The following is a 25,127-nucleotide window of genomic DNA, read 5'->3' as shown; positions in this document are numbered from 1 at the left end:
TTTCATGTTCTTCGCCTCCGACAACTGGGCAGGAGCCCATCCCGCGATCAACGAACGCCTGTCGAAGGAATCGACCCGATTTGCCTCCGCCTATGGAACGAGTGATCTCGACCGCTCGATTGAGCAACGTTTCAACGAGATTTTCGAGCGGGAAGTGGCCGTCTTTTTCGTTGCAACCGGGACTGCGGCAAATTCACTGTCGCTGGCCAGCATGGCACGCGCGGGCGGCCTAACATTCTGTCATTCCGAAGCCCATGTCATTGAAGACGAATGCGGCGCACCGGACTTCTTCTCCGGCATGCGCATGGTCGCGGTCGAGGGTCCCGCCGGCAAGATGCTGCCGGAAAACCTTGTCGAGCGAATTGGCCGCTACCCCCAGGATGCAGTCCACCACGGACGCGCAGCCGCCGTCACCATGACCCAGGCCACTGAAGTCGGCACCATCTATACGCTCGACGAGATCGACACGATTGCGAAGATCGCCAAGGATAACGGATTGCCGCTGCATATGGACGGCGCGCGTTTTGCCAACGCCCTTCTGGCGCTCGGCTGCACGCCTGCCGAAATGACCTGGAAGCGCGGTGTCGATGTGCTGTCCTTTGGCGGCACGAAAAATGGTTGCTGGTGCGCCGAAGCGATCGTCTTTTTCGATCCGCAGCTCGCCAGGGATTTCGCCTTCCTGCGCAAGCGCACCGCCCAGCTTTTCTCAAAGTCGCGTTTTATTGCCGCGCAGTTCGAAGCCTATCTGAAGGACGATCTCTGGCTTGGCCTTGCGGGCCATGCAAACACCATGGCCGAACGGCTTCGCGTCGGCTTCGGTTCGCTCAACAGCGCCCGCCTCGCCTGGCCGACCCAATCCAACGAAGTATTTGCCGTTCTCCCCAAGGCCTCCGCCAAGGCGGCAGCCGAGCAGGGCGCGAAATTCTACGACTGGCTGGAGCCACGCGACATGCCTGAAAAGGTCGGCAAGGACGAGGCATTGATCCGTTTGGTGACGTCCTTCGCAACGACGCAAGAAGATGTCGACCAGTTCCTGTCGATCTGCGCCTCAGCCTGAACCCCACTCACGCGGTGGCGGGAGGCGCGATCCGCGCTGCAATCAGATTGGACAGCGCCTCCACCATCGCCGCATCGGCGCCGCGCCGCGGGATGACGACAAACTCGACATCGTCCAGTCGCGGTAGCCGGTCGCCCGTTATTTCCCGCAGGCCTTCCGGCACCATGCTGCGGGGCTGAACCATCACCCCCATGCCGGCGCGTGCGGCAGCAGTAAGGCCGCTCAGGCTGCCGCAAGTACACACGACCCGCCAGGCGACACTGTCCCGATCGAGCGCCTCCTGAACGACGCGCCGCGTGATCGAGGGTGGAGGAAATGCAATCAGCGGCAGCGGCCCCTCATGCGGCGGCTTGAAGTCCTGGTCGCGGGCAAGCCACACCAGAGGTTCGCGATAAAGCAATCTGCCATGGGTCTCGCCCACATGCCGCTTCGCAAGCACCAGATCGAGATCGCCCGCATCCAGCATCTGATTGAGTGAAGCCGAGAGAGCGACCGTCAGCTCCAGATCGACAAGTGGATGAAGCCGGATGAAATCCTCCAATATTCCGGTCAACCGGTTGGCAACGACATCCTCCGAGACACCGAACCTGATCCGTCCACGCAGTCGGCTTTCCCCAAAAAGCGACAGAGCACGACCGTTCAACTCCAGCATTCCACGCGCATAACCGATCAATGCCTCTCCATCCGTCGTCAGCCGGACCTGATGCGTATCGCGGATGACCAGCCGGCGACCCAGCGCCTTTTCGAGCCGCTGAATATGCTGGGTGACTGTCGACTGCGCCAGACCAAGTCTCAGGGCGGCTTCGGTAAAACTGCCCGTCTGCTGCAGCATTAGAAAACTGTCGAGATGGTGGAGGTTCAGCATGTCCATCGCATTTCGCAATAACTGTTAATGGTTGCATTCTAATTCACGATAAGCGAAAGCTCAACAATTCCACCTTGAGGAGCATTCGATGAAGCGTTTCCTGCCTGATCAATACACGATGATGCTGGTTAGCACCGTGATCCTGGCGTCCATTCTTCCTATTCACGGCATCTGGGCAGATTGGTTCGGCATCGCTACGGATATAGCCATTGGCCTGCTTTTCTTCCTCCATGGCGCACGCCTTGCGCGTGACACGGTCGTCGCAGGTGTGCTGCACTGGCGCCTGCACCTGACGATCGTGCTGACCACGTTCGTGATCTTTCCGCTTCTGGGGCTCGCCATGGGCTTCATTCCAGAAAGCATCCTGCCGGCACCGCTTTATCTCGGCATGCTTTTCCTCTGCGTCCTGCCATCGACGGTGCAGTCCTCCATCGCGTTTACCTCGATGGCTGGCGGCAACGTACCGGCCGCAATCGTTGCGGCCTCCGGCTCCAACATTATCGGCATGTTCCTTACCCCGGCGCTGATCGCGCTTCTCCTTTCGACCACCGGCGGCGGTGGCGTCTCGGCCGATGCCTTGGAGAAGATCGCGCTTCAATTGCTCGCACCCTTCATTCTGGGCCAGGTCCTGCAGCCTTGGATCGGCAACTGGATCCGCTCGAAGAAAAAGCTGCTGATGCCTTTCGACCGCGGATCGATCCTGATGGTCGTTTATCTCGCCTTTTCCACCGCAGTCATGGAAGGCATCTGGCAGACATTCTCGCTCACCGACATCGCGGTCGTCATCGGCCTCGACATCATCCTGCTTGCAGCCGTGCTCTGCATCACCATGTTCGGCAGCAGGCTTCTCGGCTTCGGCAAGGAGGACGAGATCACCATCACCTTCTGCGGCTCGAAGAAATCGCTGGCGAGCGGCGTGCCGATGGCAAACGCAATCTTCACCGGCGGCTCCGCCTCGATCGGCGCCATCGTTCTGCCGATCATGCTTTTCCACCAGATCCAGCTGATGACCTGCGCGGTACTGGCGCAGAAATATGCCGAGCGTCTCAAGGCCAAGGAAATAAAGGCCGAAGCCGCGACCGCCTAGCCATTTCAGGGTTTGCGGTCAGAGCCAGGGCTTTGACCCTGACCTCATAGCACCCTTCTTCCCGGCTGAACGCGACGAAAAACGCCTCCTCAGGCTTCCTGAGGAGGCGTTTGCATTTCATCTTCGACTGGAGATCAAAGAACGCTGAGTGTCAGTTGACCTGCTGTGGTGCAACCTGGGCTTCGATCGTCTTGGCGGTATCGCCGGCTTCTGCAGCGATCGCGATACGACGCGGTTTCATCGCTTCGGGAATGTTGCGGACGAGATCGATATGCAGCAGTCCGTTCTTCAGCGAAGCGGTCTCGACTTCCACATGGTCGGCGAGCTGGAATCGGCGCTCGAACGCGCGTTTGGCGATGCCGCGATAGAGAAACTCGCTCTGGTCGGCCCCGTCTTCCTCGGTCTTTTCACCCTTCACGGTCAAAGCATGCGCCTGGAATTCGATCGAGAGTTCGGTCTCGTCAAAGCCGGCGACAGCCATGGTGATGCGATAGGTGTTTTCGCCGGTCCGCTCGATGTTATAGGGCGGATAGCTCTGGCTCTGATCGGCAAAATTGCGATTGTCGAGCAGATTGAAAAGACGGTCGAAGCCGACGGTGGAACGATAGAGAGGGGAAAAATCGACGTGACGCATAATGTCCTCCATGGAAGCGACGTTGCGGTTTTGGTTTGGGCATCGACACCCCGTTCTGGCGATGAAGACCCCGTTCAGCGGACCCTTTCGGCGCCCGCAGAGTGAAGATGGGAATTGCAAAACCGGCCTTCAAGCCCCCGCTTCCGCCGGCATCGCGAACGTGGTTCCCAGCGATGGCAGAACCCCTGGCCTGCCAACAGGCGCACACGACCCAACGATATTTCGCTTGACCTGCCGTCCCCCTCGCCTAACCCTGACCCGATGAACGATCAGCCGCAAATCACCGATGACATCCTTCGCCCGACACCGGACAATCCGGCTCCGGAGGACTTCACGGCCGGCTATTTCACCGGTCACCGGGGCACAAGGCTCCGTTACGCCCTGTTCCGGTCGCAGATTGTTCCCGCCCGCGGCACGATCGTGCTTCTCCATGGCCGCAACGAATTCATCGAGAAATATTTCGAGACCATCCGGCATTTGAATGCGATGGGATTATGGGTCGCGACCTATGACCTGCGCGGCCAGGGCGGTTCCGAGCGGTTGAAGAAAGACCCAAAGAAGGGACACGTCCGGCGTTTTACCGACTACGAAAAAGACCTCGAAATCTTTCTCGAACAGATCGTTTTGCCGGATGCCCGCCTGCCCTTTTTCCTCGTTGCGCATTCGACAGGGGCCCTGATCGCCCTGTCGGCTGCGCCGCGCCTTTCCAACCGCATCAGTCGTATGGCGCTTGCTGCTCCCTATATCGGCTTCCATAACCAGCCCGCCTCGGAAAAATTGGTCCGCCCGCTTGCAAGGATGATGGCCTGGACGGGGTTTGGCGGCGCGCAGATGGGCGGTGACCGGCGCATCATCCCTTTCGAAGGAAATGGCCTGACCGGCGACAGGCCTCGCTTCGAACGCAATCTCGGCCTTTACAAGGCCTTTCCTGATCTGACCGTCGGCGCACCGACCGCACGCTGGATCCACGAGACACTTCGCGCCGCAAGCCGCATATCACTTCAGACCCACCTGACGAAAATCACCATACCGACGCTCATTCTGGCCCCAGTGCTCGACGGCATCGTGCCCTACCGTCTGCAGGAGAACCTGTCGCGCAACTTCCGCGCCGGACAGTTGATCACCATCACCGGCGGCCGCCACGAACTGTTTCAGGACAAGGATATCTACCGCGCCCAGGCAATGGCCGCGATCGAAACCTTCATGCCGGGCCTCGATGGCGGTCTCGACATGTCGGAGACCGCCGCCTGACGCTTCAGGTCTCGGTGTCGGCCTAGCGCCCGGAAAGAAGCGTCATCGCCTTCTCGTGCACAGCCTTCGAGCCGGCAGCAACGATGGTGCCGCCATTTTCCGGCCGTTTGCCGTCCCAGGTGGTGATGATGCCGCCGGCCTGCTCGACCAACGGGATCAGCGCCCCGACATCATAGGGCTGCAGGTTGTTCTCCACCACGAGGTCTATATGGCCGGAGGCCAAAAGCGCATAGGCGTAACAATCGCAGCCATAGCGGAACAGCCGCACCTTCTCCTCGACGGAACGGTAGCGAACAAGGTCTTCGCCCTCGAAGATATGCGGCGAGGTGGTAAACAGGATCGCATCGGCAAGCGAGCCGCAATCGCGCACCGAAATCTGTCTCTCGCCGTCCGGACCGGAATACCAGGACGTGCTGCCATCGGCGAAATAACGCTCGCCAGTAAACGGCTGGTCCATCATCCCCATCCTTGCCCGGCCGTTTGACCGAAATCCGATCAGGGTCCCCCAGACCGGCAGGCCGGAAATGAAGGCCCGCGTCCCGTCGATCGGATCGATCACCCACACATGCTCCCGATCGAGCCCGACATTGCCGTGTTCTTCGCCGAGAATTCCGTGATCGGGAAACCGCGCCCCGATCAATGCCCGGATTGCCGTTTCAGCTGCCCGGTCGCCTTCGGTCACCGGATCAAAACCGCCGGCCACCTTGTTGACCACCGAAATGCCGGTCCGAAACCGCGGCAACGTCTCAGCTTTGGCCGCATCGGCTAGCGCATTGAAGAATTCGCGGTCGGGCAACATCGGCGGCTCCTGATTGGCGGAAAATCGGTCACGGGCGGACGCGTCTCTCATAGGACGTCCTGCCGCCGTAGAAAACCGCTTCAGGAATTATTCCATGCTGCCACATTCATCACAAAGCCTAAAAATGACGCAAATTTAATCACCATAAAAATATGCTTGACAAATGTGCATACCTTGCCGTATTTTTCTAAGCACAGTCTTTGACTGTAAATACCCTCCTTGGGTGTTTCCTCCCTAGACTTAGCCGCGCGAATAGCGCGGTTTTTTTTGTCCATAGGGCAGCAAACGCGGCGGGCGTCTCCAGCATCAAACAGTATTGTCGGAATGGATCAGGCTTATTCCGCCGCCAGCGCGCTCATGCCACCGGAAAAATCGGCAACATATTCAGCCATCTGCCGCATGAAGGTCGAGAGAGCAGCAGCGATCAGCGGAAACTCTCGCTTCCGCTCGAGTGTCGTTTCGTCGACATAAAGCCCGCGATTAATCTCGATCTGCAGAGCATGCAGCCCACGCACAGGCCGGCCGTAATGCTCGGTGATGAAGCCACCGGCATAAGGTTTGTTGCGCACGGCTGAAAAACCCATATCGTCGAAGAATTGCAGCGCGGCCCGCGAAAGCTCGGCCGAGGCACTGGTGCCGTAGCGGTCCCCGATGATGAAATCCGGCCGCACATCCGTTCCCGAAAGCCGGATATTGCCCGGCATAGAGTGGCAATCGATCAGCACGCTCATCCCGAAGCGCGCATGCGTGCGCGCGATCAGCTTGCGCAGGCAGGCATGATAAGGCTTGTAGATCGTTTCGACCCGCGACAGCCCCTCTTCGACCGAAAGCTTCTTGCGATAGATATCCATGTTCTCGGCGACAATCCGCGGGATCGTCCCCAGCCCTCCGGCAACCCGCATGGACCCGATATTGACATAAGGCGGCAACGGACCGTCGAACATCCGCGGGTCGAGCTCATAAGGCTCGCGGTTGACGTCGAGATAGGCGCGCGGGAAATGCGCAACCAGCAGCGGCGCGCCGAGTTCTGGCGCATCGCAGAACAGCTCGTCGACATAATGGTCGGCGGAACGGCGGATGGAAAGCGCGTCAAGACTGCTCTCCGCCAGGAAATCCACAGGATAATGGCTGCCGCTATGGGGAGAGTTGAAAACGAAGGGAATGGTCTGCTGCGCGGGCTCTCTCACCTCGAAATGCTGACGATCTCCCGCGGCCTGATCCATCCTGCCTTTACCATTTCACGAACTAGTCTGTCGCGTCATGTTGCCAGTTGCCCGGCGCCAAGTCCATACTATCTATAACCCACCAACACCCTTCCATGCGGTTAAACGGAAATTTACCGTAGACTGGCATTGTGAAAGGCTCTTACAACCTCTGGCATGCACGGATAGCGGTCCCGAAGATGATACAAAAAATCCTTCTCGCCGAAGACGACAATGATATGCGCCGTTTTCTGGTGAAGGCACTGGAAAAGGCCGGATACAAGGTCGCCTCTTTCGACAATGGCGCAAGCGCCTATGACCGGCTCCGCGAAGAGCCCTTCTCGCTTCTCCTCACCGACATCGTCATGCCGGAAATGGACGGCATCGAACTCGCCCGCCGGGCGACCGAGCTCGATCCGGACCTCAAGGTGATGTTCATCACCGGCTTTGCCGCCGTTGCATTGAACTCGGATTCAAAGGCGCCGAAGGATGCAAAGGTCCTGTCGAAGCCCTTCCACCTTCGCGACCTCGTCGACGAAGTGAACAAGATGCTCGCCGCCGCCTGATCGAAGCAGGCTGCTCAGGCACCTGATTCCAGCCGCGTCGGCGAAGCGCAGATCCGACTGCGGCAACCGGAAATCGTTTGGCTGAAAGCTGATTGCGGTTGTCCACAGCCGCAATAATCCCTGAAATGCGGGGCCGTCAAAAAAGCTTCGCATTTCCTCCAAAAAACCAGTTGACGGCCCGACCACTCTATGGTCTATGCGCCGACATCGGATGGGCGTGTAGCTCAGCGGGAGAGCACTACGTTGACATCGTAGGGGTCACAGGTTCAATCCCTGTCACGCCCACCATCCTTCTCCTCACGGAGATGAAAAAGCCCCTAGCGGGGCTTTTTTCGTTTCCAGGCAAGGGCTTACCTGAAACATAAAGACACCCGGCAAGGCTGCCGAGCTGGTTGCCTTGTGGCTTTATCTGAATTTTGGGATGAGCACCTGGCGATGGTGGAACACATTCCACCTTGGGCACTTCCAAGCCGTATTTACGGGCTCACCCGGAGCAGGATGACGTCCGGCTCGCAGGCCGCCGTAACCAGCGCGACGCCGCCCAGTTTGATCATATTGGGGCTGGCAGAAGAGACGACGCCCACCTGACCGTCGTTTTTTCCACCGATTATCTTGATCATGTTGCCCTCCCGGAAAATGCCGAAACTTCCATCCGGGATCTGCAGAGTGTCGGGAGCCGTAAAACTGATATGTGCGCTGGCAAGGAAACGCGAACCCGCGCCGTCACGCACAAGGAAGCGAAAATGCTCGTGGCCGATCTTCTCGCCCACCAGCATGTAGATCTGCCGCAGGCGGTGCACATGTGGGTCATTCAGCCTCATGCCGATATTGGCCGTCACGAAGGCGGCATCATAACGGACCCTCCTCTCCGCCGGCCGCTCTGCGCACGCGACCGGAATGTCCATCATCATGGCAGCACCGATCGCCTCGAGCATCTGTTTGTTGTAGCAGAGGTTGTCGAATGCGGCACGTTCCAGATCGAACAACGTGCGCACGCCGAGCCTCCACAATGCCGCAACGACTTTCGGGCCGACTGAGGCGCAAAGCTGCGCCTGTGCCACCCAATCCATGATCTGGTAAACGCCGTAGGGCGTTTCGACGAAAAGCATCAGCGGGTTTGCGGCCGCAAGATTTTGGGTCGAAGCCAAATGGTAATTGGCCAGCCGGTCTCGCGTATCCGTATCGATCCCATCGATGAGCTCGATCGGGGTCGCCTCGAAAAGCTTGAACACTTCGGGATTCTCCCGCTTGAAGTTCTTCAGTCGGCTTTTGGTGACGAGCCAGCGGATTGCCGCCTGGGGAAGGGTCCCGGCAGCAAAACACAGGATGACGGTCACGGGCGGCAGGTATGCCTCCTGGACGGCTTCAAAGACTTCCACAAGCGTTACCGCCGAGGTGATCAGGACCGCAACGCCGGCTGCAGCGGCGATATTGATCGTGCTTTCGATGACGGCCGCCGGACTGAGGTCGAAGTTGTTTATTGCGCGGTACAGCTGGCGGATCTCGGTGAAATACGAACCGAGCAACGCGCTGCTTATCCCGTAGGCCCAAAGCGGCAAACCGATACAAGGCGATGTCGCTCCCGGCGCACATGCTACGTTGTAAAGGGGGGCAAGCAGCGGCGGAAGCCGGCCGGACAACATGACCCAGAAGCAGAACCAGCAGATGGATCCGACAATCGCGAAAAACGGGATGATGGACAGAACCCAATCCCTTGTCTTGAAATCCTGCGGCTGCCTTCCGGACACCTGATTGTCCATGAGATAGCGGAATTTCACGAATTCGAACGACGGTATCAGCTTCGGGTGGCCTGCTGGAAAGACAGGTGTCTCGAACACCGCGGTGAGATCACGTATGACCTCCTGGCGTCGGCGCTTGACGGTTTCCCTGATCATGATCAGCGCAACCGGCAGGACGATGACGACGAGAACAGACGCTACAAACACCAGACCGGAAATCGTCATCGCTGCATCCTCACAACAGGTGCTGCTTATCTTCCGCCAAAATCATCACGAAACAACAATCCGAGAGAACAGGCGTAGTCCCGGATTCAGCCTCAAGTCCACAAATCGGATACAATCTCAGATTGAGATAATGCAGATAAATTCAATTGAGGAAAGTCTCAAACGACCGCCGCTGACGAAAAACTGATCCATCGGCATTATAGGTATCTTCCGTTTCGCCTTTCCCGAAAGTAGCCAGCGCAAACAAAGGCCCGGTCTGCATCGCAGCCGGGCCGTTTGACGTCCGATCATGAAGGGAGGGTCAGAACTCTTCCCAGTCATCCGCACCGCCTGAGGCAGCCGAGCGGCCGCCGAAGGCTTGAGCTAGCTTTCCCACCATACTCCGGGCAGGCGAGGCCTTGGGCGAAGCATTCTCATCTGCCGGCCTCACGGACGTGGCGCGGCGAAGACTGGCTGCGACCGAATTCGCGTGAGCTGACGGCCGTGGCGGCGCATCCCCCGCGGCATGTCTGAAAAGCTCGGACCCGTCACCTCTGACGTCACCGAGCTGGAACTGCGACACGAGTTCGCGAAGGCGCCCGGCCTCGTTGGCAAGCGTAGCACCCGCGGCATTGGCTTCCTCCACCATGGCGGCATTCTGCTGCGTGACGTGATCCATCTGGTTGACGGCATTGTTGACCTCCGCCAGCCCGACCGACTGTTCGCGCGCCGACGTGGCGATCGCATCCATATGCTGGTTGATGGTGACGACATAGGTTTCGATCGTCTTCAACGCCTCGCCCGTAGCGCTCACCAGCTTCACGCCGCTCTCCACTTCGGTGGAAGACTTGCGGATCAGGTCCTTGATTTCCTTGGCGGCGGTCGCAGACCGTTGCGCAAGTTCGCGCACCTCCTGTGCAACGACCGCAAACCCCTTGCCGGCCTCGCCTGCCCGCGCCGCCTCGACGCCTGCGTTAAGTGCCAGGAGGTTGGTCTGGAAGGCGATATCGTCGATCACTCCGATAATGCTCGATATCTGGCCGGAGGACTGTTCGATCCGGCTCATCGCCTCGACGGCATCGGCAACCACGGCCTCCGAGCTGCGGGCGCTGTCGTTGGCCCGGATGGCGACGTTGCGGGCTTCCTCGGCGCGCTTTGACGAATTGGTCACATTGGCGGTGATCTCGTCCAGCGCCGCCGCCGTCTCTTCCAGCGATGCGGCCTGCTGCTCCGTTCGCCTGGAGAGATCGTCGGCGCTGTGGCTGACCTCTCGCGCCCCGCTGTCGATCGCCCCGGTGGCCGTGGCAACGGCCGCAAGCGTATCGCGCAACTGCATGACGGTCTGATTGAAATCGGCGCGCAATCCCTCGAAATCCGCAGCAAACGATGCCTCGAGCCGGAAGCCGAGATCGCCGGAGGACAGATGTTTCAGCCCTTCGGCAAGCCCCTGCGTGGCATCCGTCATCGCCTTGGCGCGCTGGTGCTCCTGATCGGCAATGCGGCGGCGTTGTGTCTCGCTCTCCTCGCGCTCGCTCGCCGCATCCATTTCAAGCGTGCGGGCGCGCAATCCGTTTTCCTTGAACACCTTGACCGCCCGGGCCATACCCCCGATCTCGTCCTTGCGGTCCTCGCCATCGACATCCGCCGACAGGTCGCCGCTGGAAAGCAGGCCCATCGTCCGGCCCAGGGCTTGCAGCGGCTGCACGAGCCACGCCTTGATCGCAACGAAGCTGACCAGCGATATGATGATGAGCGCCGCAAGAACGCCGCCGATCGTCGTCCAGTAGATCCTGCGGGAATCCGACGACAGCGTGACGGTGCTGGCCGTGGTCGCTCTTGTCAGCTCGTCGACCTTGTCGTTGATCGCCTTGGACATGATCTGAAACTGCGGCTGGCACTCGCGGAAGAACACGTCCATCGCGTTCTTGATGTCGAGATAGGTGAGCGCCTTTGTGCCGAGCGTGATGGAATTGGCGCAGGACTGGTCGAGAACGTTGATCGCCTTGGCTTTCAGATCCACAATCCCGGTATCGCCCGGCAGTGCCGCGGCCACCCTGTCGATATAGGAGAGGAACTGCTGCCGCGAGCCTGCCAGCTCGTCGACCGCCTTCTTTTCCTGTTCCTTGGCGGTTGTCAGGAGAATGTCGCCGATCGCGCCGCGGATCGTCTGGAATGTCTGGCTGGCGCGCGACAGCGATGTCGAGGCGTCGCCCTCCGTATTGACCAGATGCGAATAATCCGCATCGACCCTGAGGATCTGGCTGCCGGCGTAATAGGCGAGCACCAGAGTAAAAAGGCCGAAGGATGCGAGAAGTACGAAGAACTTGCCAGTTATGGATATGTTTTTCATCGCGGACCCGAACAGAAAGCGTGAATGCAAAGTGGCTTTGACGCATCGACTGCCGATGATCGCATGTGCTGCGATGACGTTCCCCCCACTCCCCGGAACGGTTGTAAGCTTAGCCGCACATCTTTTACCATGGGTTAAAGCCGCGACCGCTTATGCAACCCTGTCGCGATAAAATATGCTCAAATCTTGAAGAATCGCAAAAATACAGAGGCTTGCGCCTTTTCAGATTACCGTTTGGTCATCTGTTGGGGATAGATTTTGGCCAACCAAGGATCAGGCCGAGGGACTAGATGGCACAGTATAAGTATTCTGATCGCCTCGTTGAGGCCAAATCCTGGGCTTTCGACCAGGACTGGAAGCCGGGACAGCCCGTCACCAATGCCGGTATTTACCGCTGTCGCGCCTGCGGTGACGAGATCGTCGCCGATAAGGGCACCGTCCTGCCGAGAAGCCATCACGAACATTCCCTCCTCGGCCCCGTCGTCTGGCAGCTTCTTGTCTTTGCTCAGAAACATCCGGGGCGCTGATCGCCAGAACGGATCAGCTGACGGGTGCTGACCTGACGATCGGCCAGACCCTGCGGAATAACGAACATGAAAAAGCCGCCCGTTCAGGCGGCTTTTTCCGTTCCAGTGACCGCGCTTCGATCACATGATCGCGCTGCCCGCCATCAAGGCCAGCACCAGGAAGATCAGGAAGATCGCCAGCGCCAGGAAGAACAGGATTTTCGCGATGCCGGCCGTTGCGGCAGACACGCCGGAAAAGCCGAGGAAGCCGGAAATCAGGGAAATGACGAGAAAAATGAGAGCCCATTTCAGCATGGAGGTTGGTCCTTCGTGTGTGATGGCGAGATAACGTCCATCAATGTTCCCGGGTTCCATGCCGAAAGCGTCGTTTACCGATCCGGCGCTTAAAAATCACGCGCCGAAGTGATATCAGCGAAAGACATGCGCCTTGCCCGAAACCGTCAGGGCGATGTCATGCCCTTCGGATGGCTCGCTGAAGCTGGGCACTTCGACCGTGAAGGCGATGTTTTCGTCGGTACGGAGGACCACCTGCAACTCGCAGGTCGATCCACGAAAACTTGCCTCCCGCACGCGCGCCAAAATCAGCCCCTCGGCCTGCTGGTCGGCGGGCTTAGCCAAGCCAACCTGCTCGGGCCGCAACATGATCGTCCGGGCGCCATCATGACCATCTGCAGCATCGACCGGCAATCGCCCGAGCGCGCAGTCCGCATGGCCGTTTTCCACCCGCGCCGGCAGAATGATCGCCTCGCCAAGAAATGCTGCCGTCGCCGCATCGGCGGGGCGTGAATAGACCTCGCGCGGCGAACCGACCTGCGTCAACTGCCCCGCCCGCATCACCGCCACCTGGTCGGCAAAGGCAAGCGCCTCGGCCTGGTCATGCGTTACCAGCAGGGTTGCGATCCCCTCGGCCTTCAGCACGTCACCGACAGCTTTGCGTGTCACGGCTCTCAGGCCGGTATCGAGCGCGGAAAACGGTTCGTCGAGCAGCATCAGCTGCGGCCGGCGGGCAAGCGCCCGTGCCAGCGCCACGCGCTGCTGCTGGCCGCCCGATAACTCGTCGGGACGGCGGTGAAGCATGGTGTGCTCAAGCCCGACCATCTCCATCAGTTCGGCAGCCCTCGTTTCCCTGGCCGCCGGGGCTTCCGTCATGCCGAATACGATATTGCCGGCCACCGTCAGATGCGGAAAGAGGCAGCCGTCCTGCGCCACGATGCCGATATTGCGTTTGTGTGCGGGCACCGCCGCCACGCCCTCCGCCATCGTATGGTCACCAAGAACGATCGAGCCTGCATCCGCCGCCTCGAAACCCGCGATCAGGCGCAGCAGCGTGGTCTTGCCGCATCCCGACGGACCGACCACCACCATGCGACTGCCCTGCTCGACGGCAAGGTCGATCCCGTCGAGAGCCTTCACCGGCCCGAAGCTTTTGCGAAGTCCGCGAATGTCTACAAAACTCATCGGCCGGCGATCTTCTTCGATTGGTGGTGGAGCAAGGCTGTCATCGGCAGCGAAAACACGATCATCAGCAGTGCATAGGGCGCTGCCCCCGCATAGTCTATTTCGCTCGTCAGCGCCCAGAAAGCCATGGCGAGCGTTCGTGTGCCGTTCGGCGCCAGCATCTGCGTGGCGGTCAGTTCGTTCATGATCCCGAGGGACGACAGAGCGACGGCCGCCGCCGCACCCGGCGCGGCAAGCCGCACCGTCGTTGACCAGAGCGCATTGACGGGAGACCGGCCAAGGCTCGCCGCCGCCTGTTCGAGCTCGACCGGAACCTGCGCAATGCTGGCACGAAGGCTGATCAGTGCACGCGGCAGGAACATGATGACATAGGCGAGCACGATCGTCGCCACCGTCTGGTAGAGCGGCAGGGCCACGCGGACGGTAATCGTCACCAGTGCCAGTGCCACGACCACGCCCGGCATCGAACTTGCCAGATAATAACAGCCCTCGATCACCCGGTTCGACCGGCTGGGCCAGCGTACGGAAAGCCAGGCAATGGGAAGTGCAGCAGCCGTCGTCGCAAGCCCGCCGATAAGGCAGATGACAAGCGTCTGGCCGAGCGCCCGTCCCACCTCGTTGAACTTCCAGATGCCGGTGCCTCCGGCGATCAGCCAGCGCGACAGAGTGACCGCCGGAATGCCGAGCGCAAAGAAGACGGCGAGCATGGGCAGAATGAGGCAGGCGTAACGCCAGCGCCCGAGCGACGTGCTCCGCGCCCGCCTTGCGACACCCGAGCCGATGCGGGCATACCGGCGCGTGCCTCTCAATCCCGCATCAGCCGTCAGCAGCACAAGGCAGCAAAGCACAAGAACCAAGGCCAGCATGTTTGCCGCCACGCCGTTATAGGTCGACTGGAACTGGTCGACGATCGCGGTTGTGAACGTATCGAAGCGGATCATCGCATAAAGCCCGTATTCCGCCAGAAGATGCAGTCCCACCAGCAGCCCGCCGCCAAGGATCGACAGGCGTAATTGCGGCAGGATCACCCGGCGGAACACCGCCCTATCGGACAGGCCCAGCGAGGCCGCCTGATCCTCCAGCGCCGGATCGAGAAGTCTCAGCGTTGCAGCAATCGGCAGGTAGAGAAACGGGAAATAGGCCGTGACTGAAATCGCGACCCCTGCCGCAAGACCGTGAAATCCCGGCCAAACGCCGATCCAAGCATAGGAATGCACGAAGGCCGGAATGGCGAGCGGCGCGACGCAGAGTGCCGACCATAATCTGGCGAGTGGCAGGTTGCTGCGCTCTGTCAGCCAGGCGAGTGCGGTGGCAAGCACTGTCGTTATCGGAACCGTGATGATGACAAGCAGGAGTGTATTGGCCATCAGCTCGCCGACCCGCGAGCGGAAAATCAGTTGCGATGCCGTCTCCCACCCCGTCACAGCCGCCGCCCAGAAAACGAAACCCAGAGGCAGGAGTGCCAGAAACGCAATCACGATGGCAATGATAAACGAGACGCGCATTCCCGACCTGAAGCGGGGAAGCGGCACGGACAAAGGTTTGCTGTCGGCAATTGAGGTCATGGAATACCCGAAAACCACGAGACATCGCAGGTAAGCCCTGCGATGTCTCCACGCAACTGGAATTATACGCGCCTGGGCGCGGCAATCTTAGAGGATACCGGCTGCCGTCAGCATGTCGGTGACCTTGGCATTGTTGAGTTCGGTCGGCTCGACCTTCGGTGCCTGCAGGTCTGCAAGCGGTACGAGGGCCTTGTTGGAGGTTTCGCCGTTGCCGACTGCATACTCAAACGAGGTGCCGTCGCGCAGGATCTTCTGGCCGCCCTTGCCGGCAACCCATTTCAGGAAGGCCTGAGCCTGTTCCTTGTGCTTGGAGGAGGCAAGGATGCCGCCGCCCGAGATCGACACGAAGGCGCCCGGATCCTGGTTCTTGAAGTAATGCAGCGAGACGTTCTTGCTGTTTTCGCCGGTCTTCGCCTGATCGCCGAAATAATAGTAATGATAGATCACCGCGCCTTCGATCTGGCCGGCATTTACGGCCTTCATCGCCGTCGAATTGCCACGGATGGCGGTGAAGTTTTCCTTCATGCCCTTTAGCCACGCGGCGGTCTGTTCCTCGCCCTTCAACTGCAGCAGCGCACCGACGATCGCCTGGAAATCGGCACCCGACGGAGAAGCGGCCCAGCGGCCCTTCCATTCCGGCTTGGCGAGATCCATCATCGACTTCGGCAGCTTGTCTTCGGTAAGCTTCGTTTTGTCATAGGCAAACACGGTGGAACGCGCAGCAATGCCTATCCAGTGGCCATTGGCAGGGCGGAACTGTTCCGGCACCTGATCGAGCGTTGCCTTGTCGACCGGTTCAAACAGGCCCTTGCCGTCGACCAGCGCCATCGCCGGAGAGTTTTCGGTGAGGAAAAGATCGGCCGGAGAATTGGCACCTTCCTGAACGATCTGGTTGGCGATCTCCATGTCCGAGCCGTTGCGGATCGTCACGACGATCCCGGTCTGCTCGGTAAAGCCATCCACCCATTCCTTGGTCAGGCCTTCGTGCTGAGCATTGTAGATGGTGAGGCTGTCGGCGACCTGGGCCGCAGCGGGTGTGGAAAAAGTCAAAACGGACAATGCGGACGCAACGCCGGCCAGAAGAGAAGAAGTTTTCAAGATCGCCTCCATGGGAAATTCATGGCGATCTCTTAGCCAAACAGGACAAGACTGGTCAAGTTTAAATCGGAGAAAACAACTCAACAAAATAAATGATAATCAAGTAAAAACAAAAAGTTATGCGCCGAACGAAATATTTCGATCAGCTTAAAAAATCTCCAGTCGGATAGATATCGAGCATTCGAGAAATAAACGTGTCGGGTCTCTGCATATCCTCGGTTTGGTTCTTGCCAAACCACTATTGCGCTGCGAGCCTGACACACACCTGAACGACGGGCGCAGCCTTGCGCCGGCATCCTGCTGTCTTCGCAGCATCATATGCCTGTTCCCGAACGAATCAGCTATTGCTCAGATGAACACATCGGGAACAAGCTTGCGGAGGCGGGCTTTCTAAACGTTGCGGAGAAGCATGTCGGCTGCCCATCTGGAAAAATCGTCCTATCTTGAAAAACTGAACGAGGCCCAGCGCCGTGCGGTGGAACACGGATCGGACGTGCCGAATGGTGGTCCTGCCGGCCCCCTACTCGTCATTGCCGGCGCAGGTTCTGGAAAAACCAACACGCTCGCCCACCGCGTTGCCCATCTGATCGTCTCGGGTGCTGACCCGCGCCGCATCCTGCTGATGACGTTTTCCCGCCGCGCCGCCTCCGAAATGGGCCGCCGCGTCGAGCGGATCTGCAAACAGGTGCTGGGTGCCAATGCCGCAATCATGACCGATGCGCTGGCCTGGGCCGGCACCTTCCACGGCATCGGCTCGCGCCTGTTGCGGATCTACGCCTACCAGATCGGCCTCGATCCTGATTTCACCATCCACGACCGCGAGGATTCCGCCGACCTGATGAACCTCGTGCGCCACGAACTGGGCTTCTCCAAAATGGAAAGCCGGTTTCCGACCAAGGGCACCTGTCTTGCCATCTATTCCCGCGCCGTCAATTCCGAAACTCCGCTCGGCGAGGTGCTGAAGTCATCTTTCCCCTGGTGCCAGGCCTGGGAAAAACAGCTGCGTGAACTCTTCGCATCCTATGTCGAAGCCAAGCAGACCCAGAACGTCCTCGATTACGACGACCTGCTGCTCTATTGGGCGCAGATGATGAGCGAGCCGTCGATCGCCGAGGATGTCGGCGCCCGCTTCGATCACGTCATGGTCGACGAATACCAGGACACCAACCGCCTGCAATCCTCGATCCTGATGGGGATGAAGCCCGGCGGCCGCGGACTGACCGTCGTCGGCGACGATGCGCAGTCGATCTATTCCTTCCGCGCCGCAACGATCCGCAACATTCTCGATTTCCCCAACACCTTTGATCCGCCCGCCAACATCGTCACCCTCGACCGCAACTACCGCTCGACCGGCACCATCCTCGCGGCCGCCAATGGCGTGATCGAGCTTGCCCGCGAGCGCTTCACGAAAAACCTCTGGACCGACCGTGCTTCGGAAGAGCGCCCACGTCTCGTCACCGTCAAGGACGAGACCGAGCAGGCCAATTACATCGTCGAGAAAGTGCTGGAGAACCGCGAGACCGGCATGACCTTGAAACAGCAGGCCGTACTGTTTCGCGCCTCACACCATTCCGGCCCGCTCGAAGTGGAACTCACCCGCCGCAACATCCCTTTCGTCAAGTTCGGCGGCCTGAAGTTTCTCGACAGCGCCCATGTGAAGGACATGCTGGCCGCCCTGCGTTTTGCTCAGAACCCGCGCGACCGCGTCGCCGGTTTCCGGTTGATGCAACTGATCCCCGGCGTCGGCCCGCAAACGGCCGGCAAGATCCTCGATGCCATTGCGACCGATCCCGAACCATTGGCGGCCCTTCAGGAAATCCCCGCCCCGCCACGTTCCGGCGCCGATTGGCCCGCCTTCGTCGAGATGCTTGCCGCTGTCAGGAAAAACGAGGGCTGGCCGTCGGAACTCGGGCTGGCGCGCGAATGGTACGAACCGCATCTTTCCCGCATCCATGAAGATGCCGAAACACGCAAGGCGGACCTGCTGCAGCTCGAACAGATTGCCTCCGGTTATGTGTCGCGCGAACGTTTCCTCACCGAACTGACGCTCGACCCGCCGGATGCGACCAGCGACCAGGCCGGCGTGCCGTTGCTCGACGAGGATTACATGATCCTCTCGACCATCCATTCGGCCAAGGGCCAGGAATGGCGCTCGGTCTTTCTCCTGAACTGCGTCGACGGCTGCATCCCTTCAGACCTCGGTGTCGGCTCCACAGCCGAGCTCGAAGAAGAACGCCGGCTGCTTTATGTGGCCATGACCCGTGCCAAGGATCACCTGCATGTCATCACCCCGCAGCGGTTTTTCGTCCACGGCCAGCATTCGCAGGGTGACCGGCATGTCTATGCCGCCCGCACCCGCTTCATTCCGGCAACGCTGCTGCAGTTCTTCGAGACGGCCGCATGGCCGGTCGTGGCCGCCATGTCGGATGCCGAACGCCAGCACCGCCAGCAGGTCAGGATCGATGTCACCGCCCGCATGCGTGGCATGTGGCGATGACAAGCCCGATCGGCATATAGGTCGTTATTCAGGCAATCCGGGACCGACCCGAGGAGCGTATGCGCATGGACAGTATTGACGTCTTCGACGGACATAACGATTCCGTTCAGCTCATGGTCGACTACACGCCGACCGGACGTGATTTTCTTGTCCGGTCGCAGGCGGGACATCTCGATCTGCCAAGAGCGCTCGAAGGCGGCATGGTCGGCGGCCTGTTCGCTTTGTATGCCCGGCCGGAGCATAAGCCGGAAAATGATCTCACCCGGATCGGCGACGGATACGAAGTCCGTTATGCCGAAGCCATTCATCTCGATAACGCTCGCAGGCAGATAGACGGACAACTGGCGGCCATCGGCAAATTGATCGGCCGTTCCGGCGGCCGCATGCGTCTGGCGACAAGCGTGGAGGAGATACAGAAGGCGCGATCAGAAACCGCCTTGGCCGTCGTCCTGCATATGGAAGGTGCCGAGGCGATCGATCCGGATCTCGATTATCTCCATGTCCTGCACGATCAGGGCCTACGCTCGCTCGGCCCGGTCTGGAGCCGGCCGAACGTTTTCGGTTACGGCGTCCCCTTCGCCTTTCCACGATCGCCTGATACGGGCCCGGGACTGACCGATCTAGGCAGGAACCTGATCCGGACCTGCAATGATCTTAAGATCATGATCGATGTCTCGCATCTGAACGAGCGCGGTTTCTGGGACGTCGCAGCGTTGAGCACCGCGCCACTGGTGGCCACACATGCCTGCGCCCATGCGCTGTGCCCTTCGACCCGAAACCTCACCGACCGCCAGCTCGATGCCATTCGCGATACGGACGGCGTCATCGGTTTCAACCTCGCCGTCTACGACATCCGCGCCGACGCGCATCTCGACGAGGACACGCCGCTGGAAATCGTCGTCCGTCATATCGAATATCTCATCGACCGTATGGGCGTCGACCGGGTCGCGCTCGGATCGGATTTCGACGGCACGGTCGTGCCTCGTCAGATCGGCGACGCCAGTGGCCTGCCGCATCTTTTTGAGGCCATGCGCCGCGCCGGTTTCGATCAGCAGACACTGACCAAATTTGCCTGCGACAACTGGCTTCGGGTACTTGGCCAGACATGGAGAGATGAGCGGAAACCCGCTCGTCAATGATGTCGCGGCCGGGCTTCGGTAGGCACTCGCCGTGCCGTCACGCCTTCACATTCGCTCTGCGATAGGACGCGATCGTCAGCCAGAGAGCCGAAAGCAGGAAGTAGAAGGCACCGAAACCGACATAGGGCACGATATCCAGAATGCCCGGCGGCGTGCTGCCCAGCGATTGGCTGATCATGAATCCACCAGCCAGCGTCGATTGCGCGCCGCTCAGGATCATCACCCATTGGGCGCCATAGGAACGCCAGCGCCGCACACCCGTATAAAGCTGCAACAGGCCGGACAGGATGGCCCACACACCGAAGACGGCAAGCACCGCATAAGCGCTTTGCATCACGGCAATCAGCACGATCGCCGTCATGATCGTGCTGGCGACGACATTCAGCAGCTGCGATCGGTTTGCGGCGAGCCCGCCATTTGCGCGCGCATCGACAAGATTGGCGAGTGCATCCCAGGCCGGGTAGATCACCAGCAGAAAGGCGGTCACTGCCGGCTGACCGCGGGACAGAACCGCCGCGGCGATCCAGGCGATCGAAAAGAGTGCGCGAGCGAAATAATATGATCGCAGCCAGCTTGACTGGGCGGAAGATTGAACGGGCATGATAAGATCCTTATTTACACTGTCTACCTACTAGTAGATAGATTATCGATACAAGTCAATCGCCGAAGATTGTCGCAGGTCTGCGATCTCCGCCGATGCCGCAAACTTGACGACCTTCCTGGCGGGAGATAGGCAGCGATATGGAACAGACGACCTCGGGAAAAATACTGGACGTGGCGCAGACGCTCATTGTTGCGGGCGGCTATAACGGCTTCAGTTATGCCGATATTGCGGATGCCGTCGGCATCCGGAAAGCAAGCATCCACCACCATTTCCCGGCAAAGTCGGCGCTGGTTGTCGGGCTGCTGGAACGGTATGCCAGCCAGGTTGAAAAGGGCCTGGAAGCCGTATCTTCCAATATTCCAAGCCCTGCAGGCCAGCTGCAGGCCTATCTCGGCCACTGGCAGAAATGCATTGCCGATGCATCCGAACCGTTCTGTGTCTGCGCCATGCTGGCAAGCGAAATACAGCTCTTGCCCGAAGAGGTCGCGTCACGCGTCCGCAGACACTTCGAAAATCTCGCCCGGTGGCTGACATCGGTGCTGACGGCAGGCGCTGAGCAGGGGCTGTTCAGACTGAACGGCATGCCGGAAGCGGAAGCGCAAATCCTGATGGCTTCGGTCCATGGCGCGATGCTCTCTGCCCGCGCGTTCGCCAACCCCGATATCTTCACCGCCATCCTCGGCCCTCAAATGGCAAGGCTCTCCTTGTAATCCACGCCCGAAGTCGTCAGGCGATCACCACAAGCCTTAGGCATGTGGCGATAGAACCTTTCCAATCCGGCCCGAAACACGATAGGGCTTGTGCCGGGATGGCAGGAGGAGACATTGGTGGAGAACAGTCAATCGACCGCGAAGGCGGCCGCCTGGATGATGGCGTCGATCGCTCTTCTCCTGCTCATGGCGGTCTCTGGCCGCATCATCACCCGCGAGATCGATGTTTTCCAGGTGATGGAAATGCGCTCCGTCATCGCCTTTTTCATGCTTCTGCCACTGGTGCTGCGCGAAGGCGGTTTTCGCGCCATGCGGACGAAACATCTTGTCAGCCATATCGGCCGCAACGTCGCGCATTATACAGGCCAGTTCGCCTGGCTGATGGCGCTGACCATGATCCCGCTGGCGCAGGTCATCGCCATCGAGTTCACCGCCCCGATCTGGGCAGCACTCATGGCTGCAGCCTTTCTCGGCGAGCGGCTGACATGGCGCAAATGCGTGGCGATCGGTTTCGGCCTCGTCGGCGTGCTGTTGATCCTCAAACCAGGCGTGCAGCCACTCAATCCCGGCCATGTGATCGTCCTCGGCGCAGCCTTCGTTTTCGCCATATCCTTCATCATGACCAAGCTTCTGACCCGCACCGACAGTCCGACGACAATCATCTTCTGGATGCTGGTCATCCAGTCGATCATCGGGCTTCTACCCGCATTGAGGGTCTGGATCTGGCCATCGGCTTCGGTGTGGCCATGGATCTTCGTCATCGCCTTCAGCGGCACGTTTGCCCATTTCTGCATGGCAAAGGCCCTGCAGCACGCCGACGCCACCGTCGCCATGCCGATGGACTATCTGCGCGTGCCGCTGTCGGCGATTATTGGTTATCTTCTCTACGCCGAAGGCGTCGACGGGTTGATGGCGGTGGGCGCCGCCCTCATCCTCGCGGGCAACCTCTTCAACCTGCGCCGCCCGAATGCCGGGCGGATACAGCAGACGCCGACATAGGCCCTACCCCTTCCGCGGATCGTCCCGTTTTTCCAGCAGTTCGATCTGGATCTGCTGCAGTTCTGCCAGCCGTTCCCACTGCTTGGCCATCTGGTGGTCGATCTTTTCGTGCAATTGCCGGATTTCGAGCTCGGCGCGAAGGTTGATCATGTAGTCGTTTTCAGCCCTCAGCCGATCCTTTTCCTCCTGCCGTTTCTGACTCATCATGATCACCGGTGCCTGCAAAGCAGCAAGGCAGGAAAGAACGAGATTGAGCAGGATGAACGGATAGGGATCGAAAGGCTGGGCCATCAACCCCACGGCATTGACCGCCATCCAGATGATCAGGATCGCAAGGAAGGAGAGGATGAAGGTCCAGGAACCGCCGAAGGAGGCCACCTTGTCGGCGACCCTTTCGCCAAAGCTCGATTTACGTTCGGTCGCATCGGCAGAACTTGTCTGCACCGTCAGCGTTCCCTTTTCGAAACTGTCGAGAACATGTCGATCGAGATCGGAAAGCTCGCCGCGCTCCTCCTCCAGCAGGTTTTCGACGTAGCGTCGGCGAAAGCGGGCGAGATCCTCGTCGCAGATCAGGCTGGTCGGCGCGCAATCCTTCACTTCGTCGGCGATCATCTCGTAGAGATGCGGCCTGAGACTGCCTGCCTTATGAAGCTTTGACAACGGAAAGGTGCGTCCGCAGACGATGCATTGACCGGTCTTGGACAGGCCGTTTTTAGGCAGGGAAGGGTGATTGTTCATGTCTTCTTACCATCATCACCGTTTGTCGGCACTTGCTCTTTTGCTTCCGCCACATCCGGCTTCGTTTCGGCGCCCCCGGCCGGATGGAGCGGAGCGACATGAAAGATCTTTGGCTTGAACCTCTCCGCGAATTCCTCCGACCGACCGACATAGACGAGCGTCGTGCCGTCGAGCCCCGCCAGTACGCCGATCAGCTGCTCGCGCACTTCCGGCTCCAGCCCCTCCAGCACGTCGTCCATCACCAGCCAGTCCGGCTTGCGCAGAACGGCATTGGCCACCTGTAGCGACGCCTCTTCTTCCTTGTCCAGAACACGGTCCCAACGCTCCACCTGATCGAGCTTGTCGACATAACGATCGAGCCCGACCGCCAGCAATGCCGTCTTCAGCGCATCATCCGTCACGCCGGGTATGCCCGAAGGATAGGTCATCACTTCGCGCAGCGGCGCGCTTGGCATGTAACCCTCCTGAGGCATCATGATCATCCTGTCCGCCTGTGGCAGGTGGATACTGCCCTTGCCCCAGGGCCAGATACCGGCAAGCGCCTGGAAAAACAGGTGCCGGTCGGTGCCGGGATCGCCATTGACCATCACCCGATCGCCGGGCTCGACGGTAAAGCCATCCTCCTTCAGCCGGATACCGTGGCCTTCCGCCCCCTTGTCGGGCTCGCCATAGACTTCGAGACCTGTCAGCGAAAGTCCGCCACCGCCGCTATCGCGCTCGGAACCCGCGCGCTCATAGCCGATCACCGATCCCTCCTTTGACGGCGTATCGGTCATCAGCAGGGCGTTGCGAAAGAAGGATACGCGTGCCAGCGTCGCCCGCCAGTCGGCGATGACGCTGAAATTGGCGACATACCAGCGCAGCGCGGTATTGACCTGGTTGAACGCACCAACCGCCATCATCAGGCCGCCAAAGGTCAGCTCACCGGAAAAATACATCGGCGAGGCAATGATGATCGGCGCCACCAGCGCCAGCCAGCCGAAACCCGACGACACCCAGGTGAGATTGGTCAGCGCCCAGGCGAGCTTGCGCAGCATGCCGAGCACGCCGCCGATCGCATCCTGCACGCGGGCAAGCTCGTTCGACTCGCCACGGGCAAGCGTGATCGGCTTCAGGTTTTCGTTGGCGCGCACCAGTGCAGACCGAAGATCCGCCTCACGGGCATAGCGGTCGGCATTGAGCCGCGCCAGCATGCTGCCGACGACGTTGCTCAGAACCGAACCGATGAGCGCGTAGAGAATGGTCGCCCACAACATGTATCCGGGAATGACCACATGGTGGCCGGCGATCTGGAAGCCGAAATCCGTCGAGATCGCCCAAAGCACGCCGATGAAGCTGCCGAGCAGGATCGTTGAATTGACGAGGCCGATGGCGAGAGCCGTCGTGTTTTCGGCAAGAATTCGGGTATCCTCGTGCAGCCGCTGGTCGGGATTGTTGGCAATCGACCCGGCACCTGCAAGCTTGAGTGCGCGGCCGGGCGTCAGCCAGACATTGGCGAGATCCCGCGCCAGGCCTTCGCGCATCTTCATCGCGGTGATCTGGTTCAGCCAGGTCTGGATGACATTGAGCAGCGTCAGGCAAAAGGCGATGACGCCGAATACTCCCAGCTGTCGCATGAACCCGCCCATGTCGCGCCGCTCCAGCGCATCGTAGAACGGGCCGTTCCATTCGTTCAGCCGATAGGTGGCGTAGGTCGTAGCGATGATGATGAGGAGAAGCGCAATCGCCAGCATGACCAGTTGCCGACGCACGGAAGACGCCCAGAATGCCCCCGCCATCATCCGTATCTGTCCGCCAAGCGGAAGCTCATAAGCCTGTGGTGCCGCGTCCACTGTTTGCGTCATGGTCGCTCCTCTGCTTTCCACCCGCTCTTGAAAGCATCCTTATCACGCGGGTGAGGCTTGTGAAGCAGCAACCCGACCGGCGTTGAATCCGCCTTGCTTTCTTTGCATGCATTGCACAAACTCGCCTGCAATGAGGATGCAACGGCCCACGAGAACGAGGCCGCACAGCAGGCATCAAACGGGAACGCCCGGCA

At 59.9% G+C, this 25,127-nt stretch carries 22 protein-coding genes and 1 tRNA gene; 10 read left to right on the top strand and 13 right to left on the bottom strand.

All coding sequences use genetic code 11. The annotated features are described in order from the left end of the window. The first annotated feature begins 4 nt into the window (after nt 1-4). The gene (locus AC2GXZ_RS02140; RefSeq protein WP_483757472.1) at nt 5-1,057 is read left to right on the top strand and encodes a threonine aldolase family protein; all 1,053 of its coding nucleotides are present in this window, start codon (nt 5-7) and stop codon (nt 1,055-1,057) included. A gap of 7 nt (nt 1,058-1,064) precedes the next feature. On the opposite strand, the gene AC2GXZ_RS02135 is transcribed toward AC2GXZ_RS02140, so the two are convergent. Beyond that, nucleotides 1,065-1,922 (bottom strand): LysR family transcriptional regulator, encoded by an 858-nt coding sequence (locus AC2GXZ_RS02135; RefSeq protein WP_483758239.1) that lies wholly within the window; start codon nt 1,920-1,922, stop codon nt 1,065-1,067. 88 nt (nt 1,923-2,010) lie between these two features. Here AC2GXZ_RS02135 and AC2GXZ_RS02130 point away from each other — a divergent pair, with 88 nt between their 5' ends. Beyond that, nucleotides 2,011-3,009 (top strand): bile acid:sodium symporter family protein, encoded by a 999-nt coding sequence (locus AC2GXZ_RS02130; RefSeq protein ID WP_483757471.1) that lies wholly within the window; start codon nt 2,011-2,013, stop codon nt 3,007-3,009. Between the two features lie 151 nt (nt 3,010-3,160). On the opposite strand, the gene AC2GXZ_RS02125 is transcribed toward AC2GXZ_RS02130, so the two are convergent. Further along, complete coding sequence (locus AC2GXZ_RS02125; protein WP_483757470.1) at nt 3,161-3,643, bottom strand: Hsp20 family protein; 483 nt, start codon at nt 3,641-3,643, stop codon at nt 3,161-3,163. 261 nt (nt 3,644-3,904) lie between these two features. Here AC2GXZ_RS02125 and AC2GXZ_RS02120 point away from each other — a divergent pair, with 261 nt between their 5' ends. Continuing rightward, on the top strand, nt 3,905-4,894 hold the full coding sequence (locus tag AC2GXZ_RS02120) for an alpha/beta fold hydrolase (protein ID WP_483757469.1): 990 nt from the start codon (nt 3,905-3,907) through the stop codon (nt 4,892-4,894). A 22-nt stretch (nt 4,895-4,916) separates the two neighbouring features. Here the strand turns inward: AC2GXZ_RS02120 and hisN are convergent, their stop codons facing one another. Together hisN and AC2GXZ_RS02110 are read right to left on the bottom strand one after the other, a co-directional pair. Beyond that, complete coding sequence (hisN, locus tag AC2GXZ_RS02115) at nt 4,917-5,693, bottom strand: histidinol-phosphatase (RefSeq protein ID WP_483758238.1); 777 nt, start codon at nt 5,691-5,693, stop codon at nt 4,917-4,919. A 335-nt stretch (nt 5,694-6,028) separates the two neighbouring features. After that, nucleotides 6,029-6,916 (bottom strand): N-formylglutamate amidohydrolase, encoded by an 888-nt coding sequence (locus AC2GXZ_RS02110; protein ID WP_483757468.1) that lies wholly within the window; start codon nt 6,914-6,916, stop codon nt 6,029-6,031. Nucleotides 6,917-7,095: 179 nt separating this feature from the next. Between AC2GXZ_RS02110 and cpdR1 the strand changes: the two genes are divergently transcribed. Together cpdR1 and AC2GXZ_RS02100 are read left to right on the top strand one after the other, a co-directional pair. Then, the gene (cpdR1, locus tag AC2GXZ_RS02105) at nt 7,096-7,461 is read left to right on the top strand and encodes a response regulator CpdR1 (protein ID WP_112457710.1); all 366 of its coding nucleotides are present in this window, start codon (nt 7,096-7,098) and stop codon (nt 7,459-7,461) included. A gap of 213 nt (nt 7,462-7,674) precedes the next feature. Further along, nucleotides 7,675-7,749: transfer RNA gene (locus tag AC2GXZ_RS02100), tRNA-Val, on the top strand. A 188-nt stretch (nt 7,750-7,937) separates the two neighbouring features. On the opposite strand, the gene AC2GXZ_RS02095 is transcribed toward AC2GXZ_RS02100, so the two are convergent. Both AC2GXZ_RS02095 and AC2GXZ_RS02090 read right to left on the bottom strand, forming a co-directional pair. Next, nucleotides 7,938-9,425 carry a hypothetical protein gene (locus AC2GXZ_RS02095; protein ID WP_483757467.1) on the bottom strand — a complete coding sequence of 496 codons (1,488 nt, stop codon included), beginning with the start codon at nt 9,423-9,425 and terminating at the stop codon, nt 7,938-7,940. Nucleotides 9,426-9,726: 301 nt separating this feature from the next. Continuing rightward, nucleotides 9,727-11,754 (bottom strand): methyl-accepting chemotaxis protein, encoded by a 2,028-nt coding sequence (locus AC2GXZ_RS02090; protein ID WP_483757466.1) that lies wholly within the window; start codon nt 11,752-11,754, stop codon nt 9,727-9,729. A gap of 290 nt (nt 11,755-12,044) precedes the next feature. On the opposite strand from AC2GXZ_RS02090, the gene AC2GXZ_RS02085 reads away from it, so the two are divergent. Further along, nucleotides 12,045-12,281 carry a hypothetical protein gene (locus AC2GXZ_RS02085; RefSeq protein ID WP_483757465.1) on the top strand — a complete coding sequence of 79 codons (237 nt, stop codon included), beginning with the start codon at nt 12,045-12,047 and terminating at the stop codon, nt 12,279-12,281. A 120-nt stretch (nt 12,282-12,401) separates the two neighbouring features. On the opposite strand, the gene AC2GXZ_RS02080 is transcribed toward AC2GXZ_RS02085, so the two are convergent. The 4 genes from AC2GXZ_RS02080 to AC2GXZ_RS02065 all read right to left on the bottom strand — a co-directional run bounded on the left by AC2GXZ_RS02080 (nt 12,402) and on the right by AC2GXZ_RS02065 (nt 16,414). Continuing rightward, nucleotides 12,402-12,575 carry a DUF1328 domain-containing protein gene (locus AC2GXZ_RS02080; protein WP_112502939.1) on the bottom strand — a complete coding sequence of 58 codons (174 nt, stop codon included), beginning with the start codon at nt 12,573-12,575 and terminating at the stop codon, nt 12,402-12,404. 114 nt (nt 12,576-12,689) lie between these two features. Then, complete coding sequence (locus AC2GXZ_RS02075) at nt 12,690-13,739, bottom strand: ABC transporter ATP-binding protein (RefSeq protein ID WP_483757464.1); 1,050 nt, start codon at nt 13,737-13,739, stop codon at nt 12,690-12,692. Next, the gene (locus AC2GXZ_RS02070) at nt 13,736-15,304 is read right to left on the bottom strand and encodes an ABC transporter permease (RefSeq protein ID WP_483757463.1); all 1,569 of its coding nucleotides are present in this window, start codon (nt 15,302-15,304) and stop codon (nt 13,736-13,738) included. Before AC2GXZ_RS02070 ends, AC2GXZ_RS02075 begins: the two co-directional genes overlap by 4 nt. 87 nt (nt 15,305-15,391) lie before the next feature. After that, entirely contained in the window at nt 15,392-16,414 is a 1,023-nt protein-coding gene (locus tag AC2GXZ_RS02065; protein WP_483757462.1) for an iron ABC transporter substrate-binding protein, read from the bottom strand. A gap of 397 nt (nt 16,415-16,811) precedes the next feature. Between AC2GXZ_RS02065 and AC2GXZ_RS02060 the strand changes: the two genes are divergently transcribed. Together AC2GXZ_RS02060 and AC2GXZ_RS02055 are read left to right on the top strand one after the other, a co-directional pair. Beyond that, the gene (locus tag AC2GXZ_RS02060; protein WP_483757461.1) at nt 16,812-18,899 is read left to right on the top strand and encodes an ATP-dependent helicase; all 2,088 of its coding nucleotides are present in this window, start codon (nt 16,812-16,814) and stop codon (nt 18,897-18,899) included. Between the two features lie 65 nt (nt 18,900-18,964). Next, nucleotides 18,965-20,038, top strand: coding sequence for a dipeptidase (locus tag AC2GXZ_RS02055; RefSeq protein ID WP_483757460.1), 1,074 nt, complete (start codon nt 18,965-18,967; stop codon nt 20,036-20,038). A 37-nt stretch (nt 20,039-20,075) separates the two neighbouring features. On the opposite strand, the gene AC2GXZ_RS02050 is transcribed toward AC2GXZ_RS02055, so the two are convergent. Then, nucleotides 20,076-20,639, bottom strand: a complete 564-nt coding sequence (locus AC2GXZ_RS02050) for a DUF308 domain-containing protein (RefSeq protein WP_483757459.1) — start codon at nt 20,637-20,639, stop codon at nt 20,076-20,078. A gap of 140 nt (nt 20,640-20,779) precedes the next feature. Between AC2GXZ_RS02050 and AC2GXZ_RS02045 the strand changes: the two genes are divergently transcribed. Next, nucleotides 20,780-21,352 carry a TetR/AcrR family transcriptional regulator gene (locus AC2GXZ_RS02045; protein WP_483757458.1) on the top strand — a complete coding sequence of 191 codons (573 nt, stop codon included), beginning with the start codon at nt 20,780-20,782 and terminating at the stop codon, nt 21,350-21,352. Between the two features lie 117 nt (nt 21,353-21,469). Beyond that, nucleotides 21,470-22,351: a DMT family transporter gene (locus AC2GXZ_RS02040; protein WP_483757457.1), complete on the top strand. Its 882-nt coding sequence runs from the start codon at nt 21,470-21,472 to the stop codon at nt 22,349-22,351. A gap of 3 nt (nt 22,352-22,354) precedes the next feature. Here the strand turns inward: AC2GXZ_RS02040 and AC2GXZ_RS02035 are convergent, their stop codons facing one another. Further along, nucleotides 22,355-23,089 (bottom strand): DUF1003 domain-containing protein, encoded by a 735-nt coding sequence (locus AC2GXZ_RS02035; RefSeq protein ID WP_483757456.1) that lies wholly within the window; start codon nt 23,087-23,089, stop codon nt 22,355-22,357. Beyond that, nucleotides 23,086-24,933, bottom strand: coding sequence for an ABC transporter ATP-binding protein/permease (locus tag AC2GXZ_RS02030; RefSeq protein ID WP_483757455.1), 1,848 nt, complete (start codon nt 24,931-24,933; stop codon nt 23,086-23,088). Before AC2GXZ_RS02030 ends, AC2GXZ_RS02035 begins: the two co-directional genes overlap by 4 nt. Between the last annotated feature and the right edge of the window lie 194 nt (nt 24,934-25,127).

The organism is Aliirhizobium sp. YIM B11859 (genome assembly GCF_057163345.1).
Note: the sequence above shows the minus strand (reverse complement) of the source record. Positions and strands in the feature narration are given on the sequence as shown.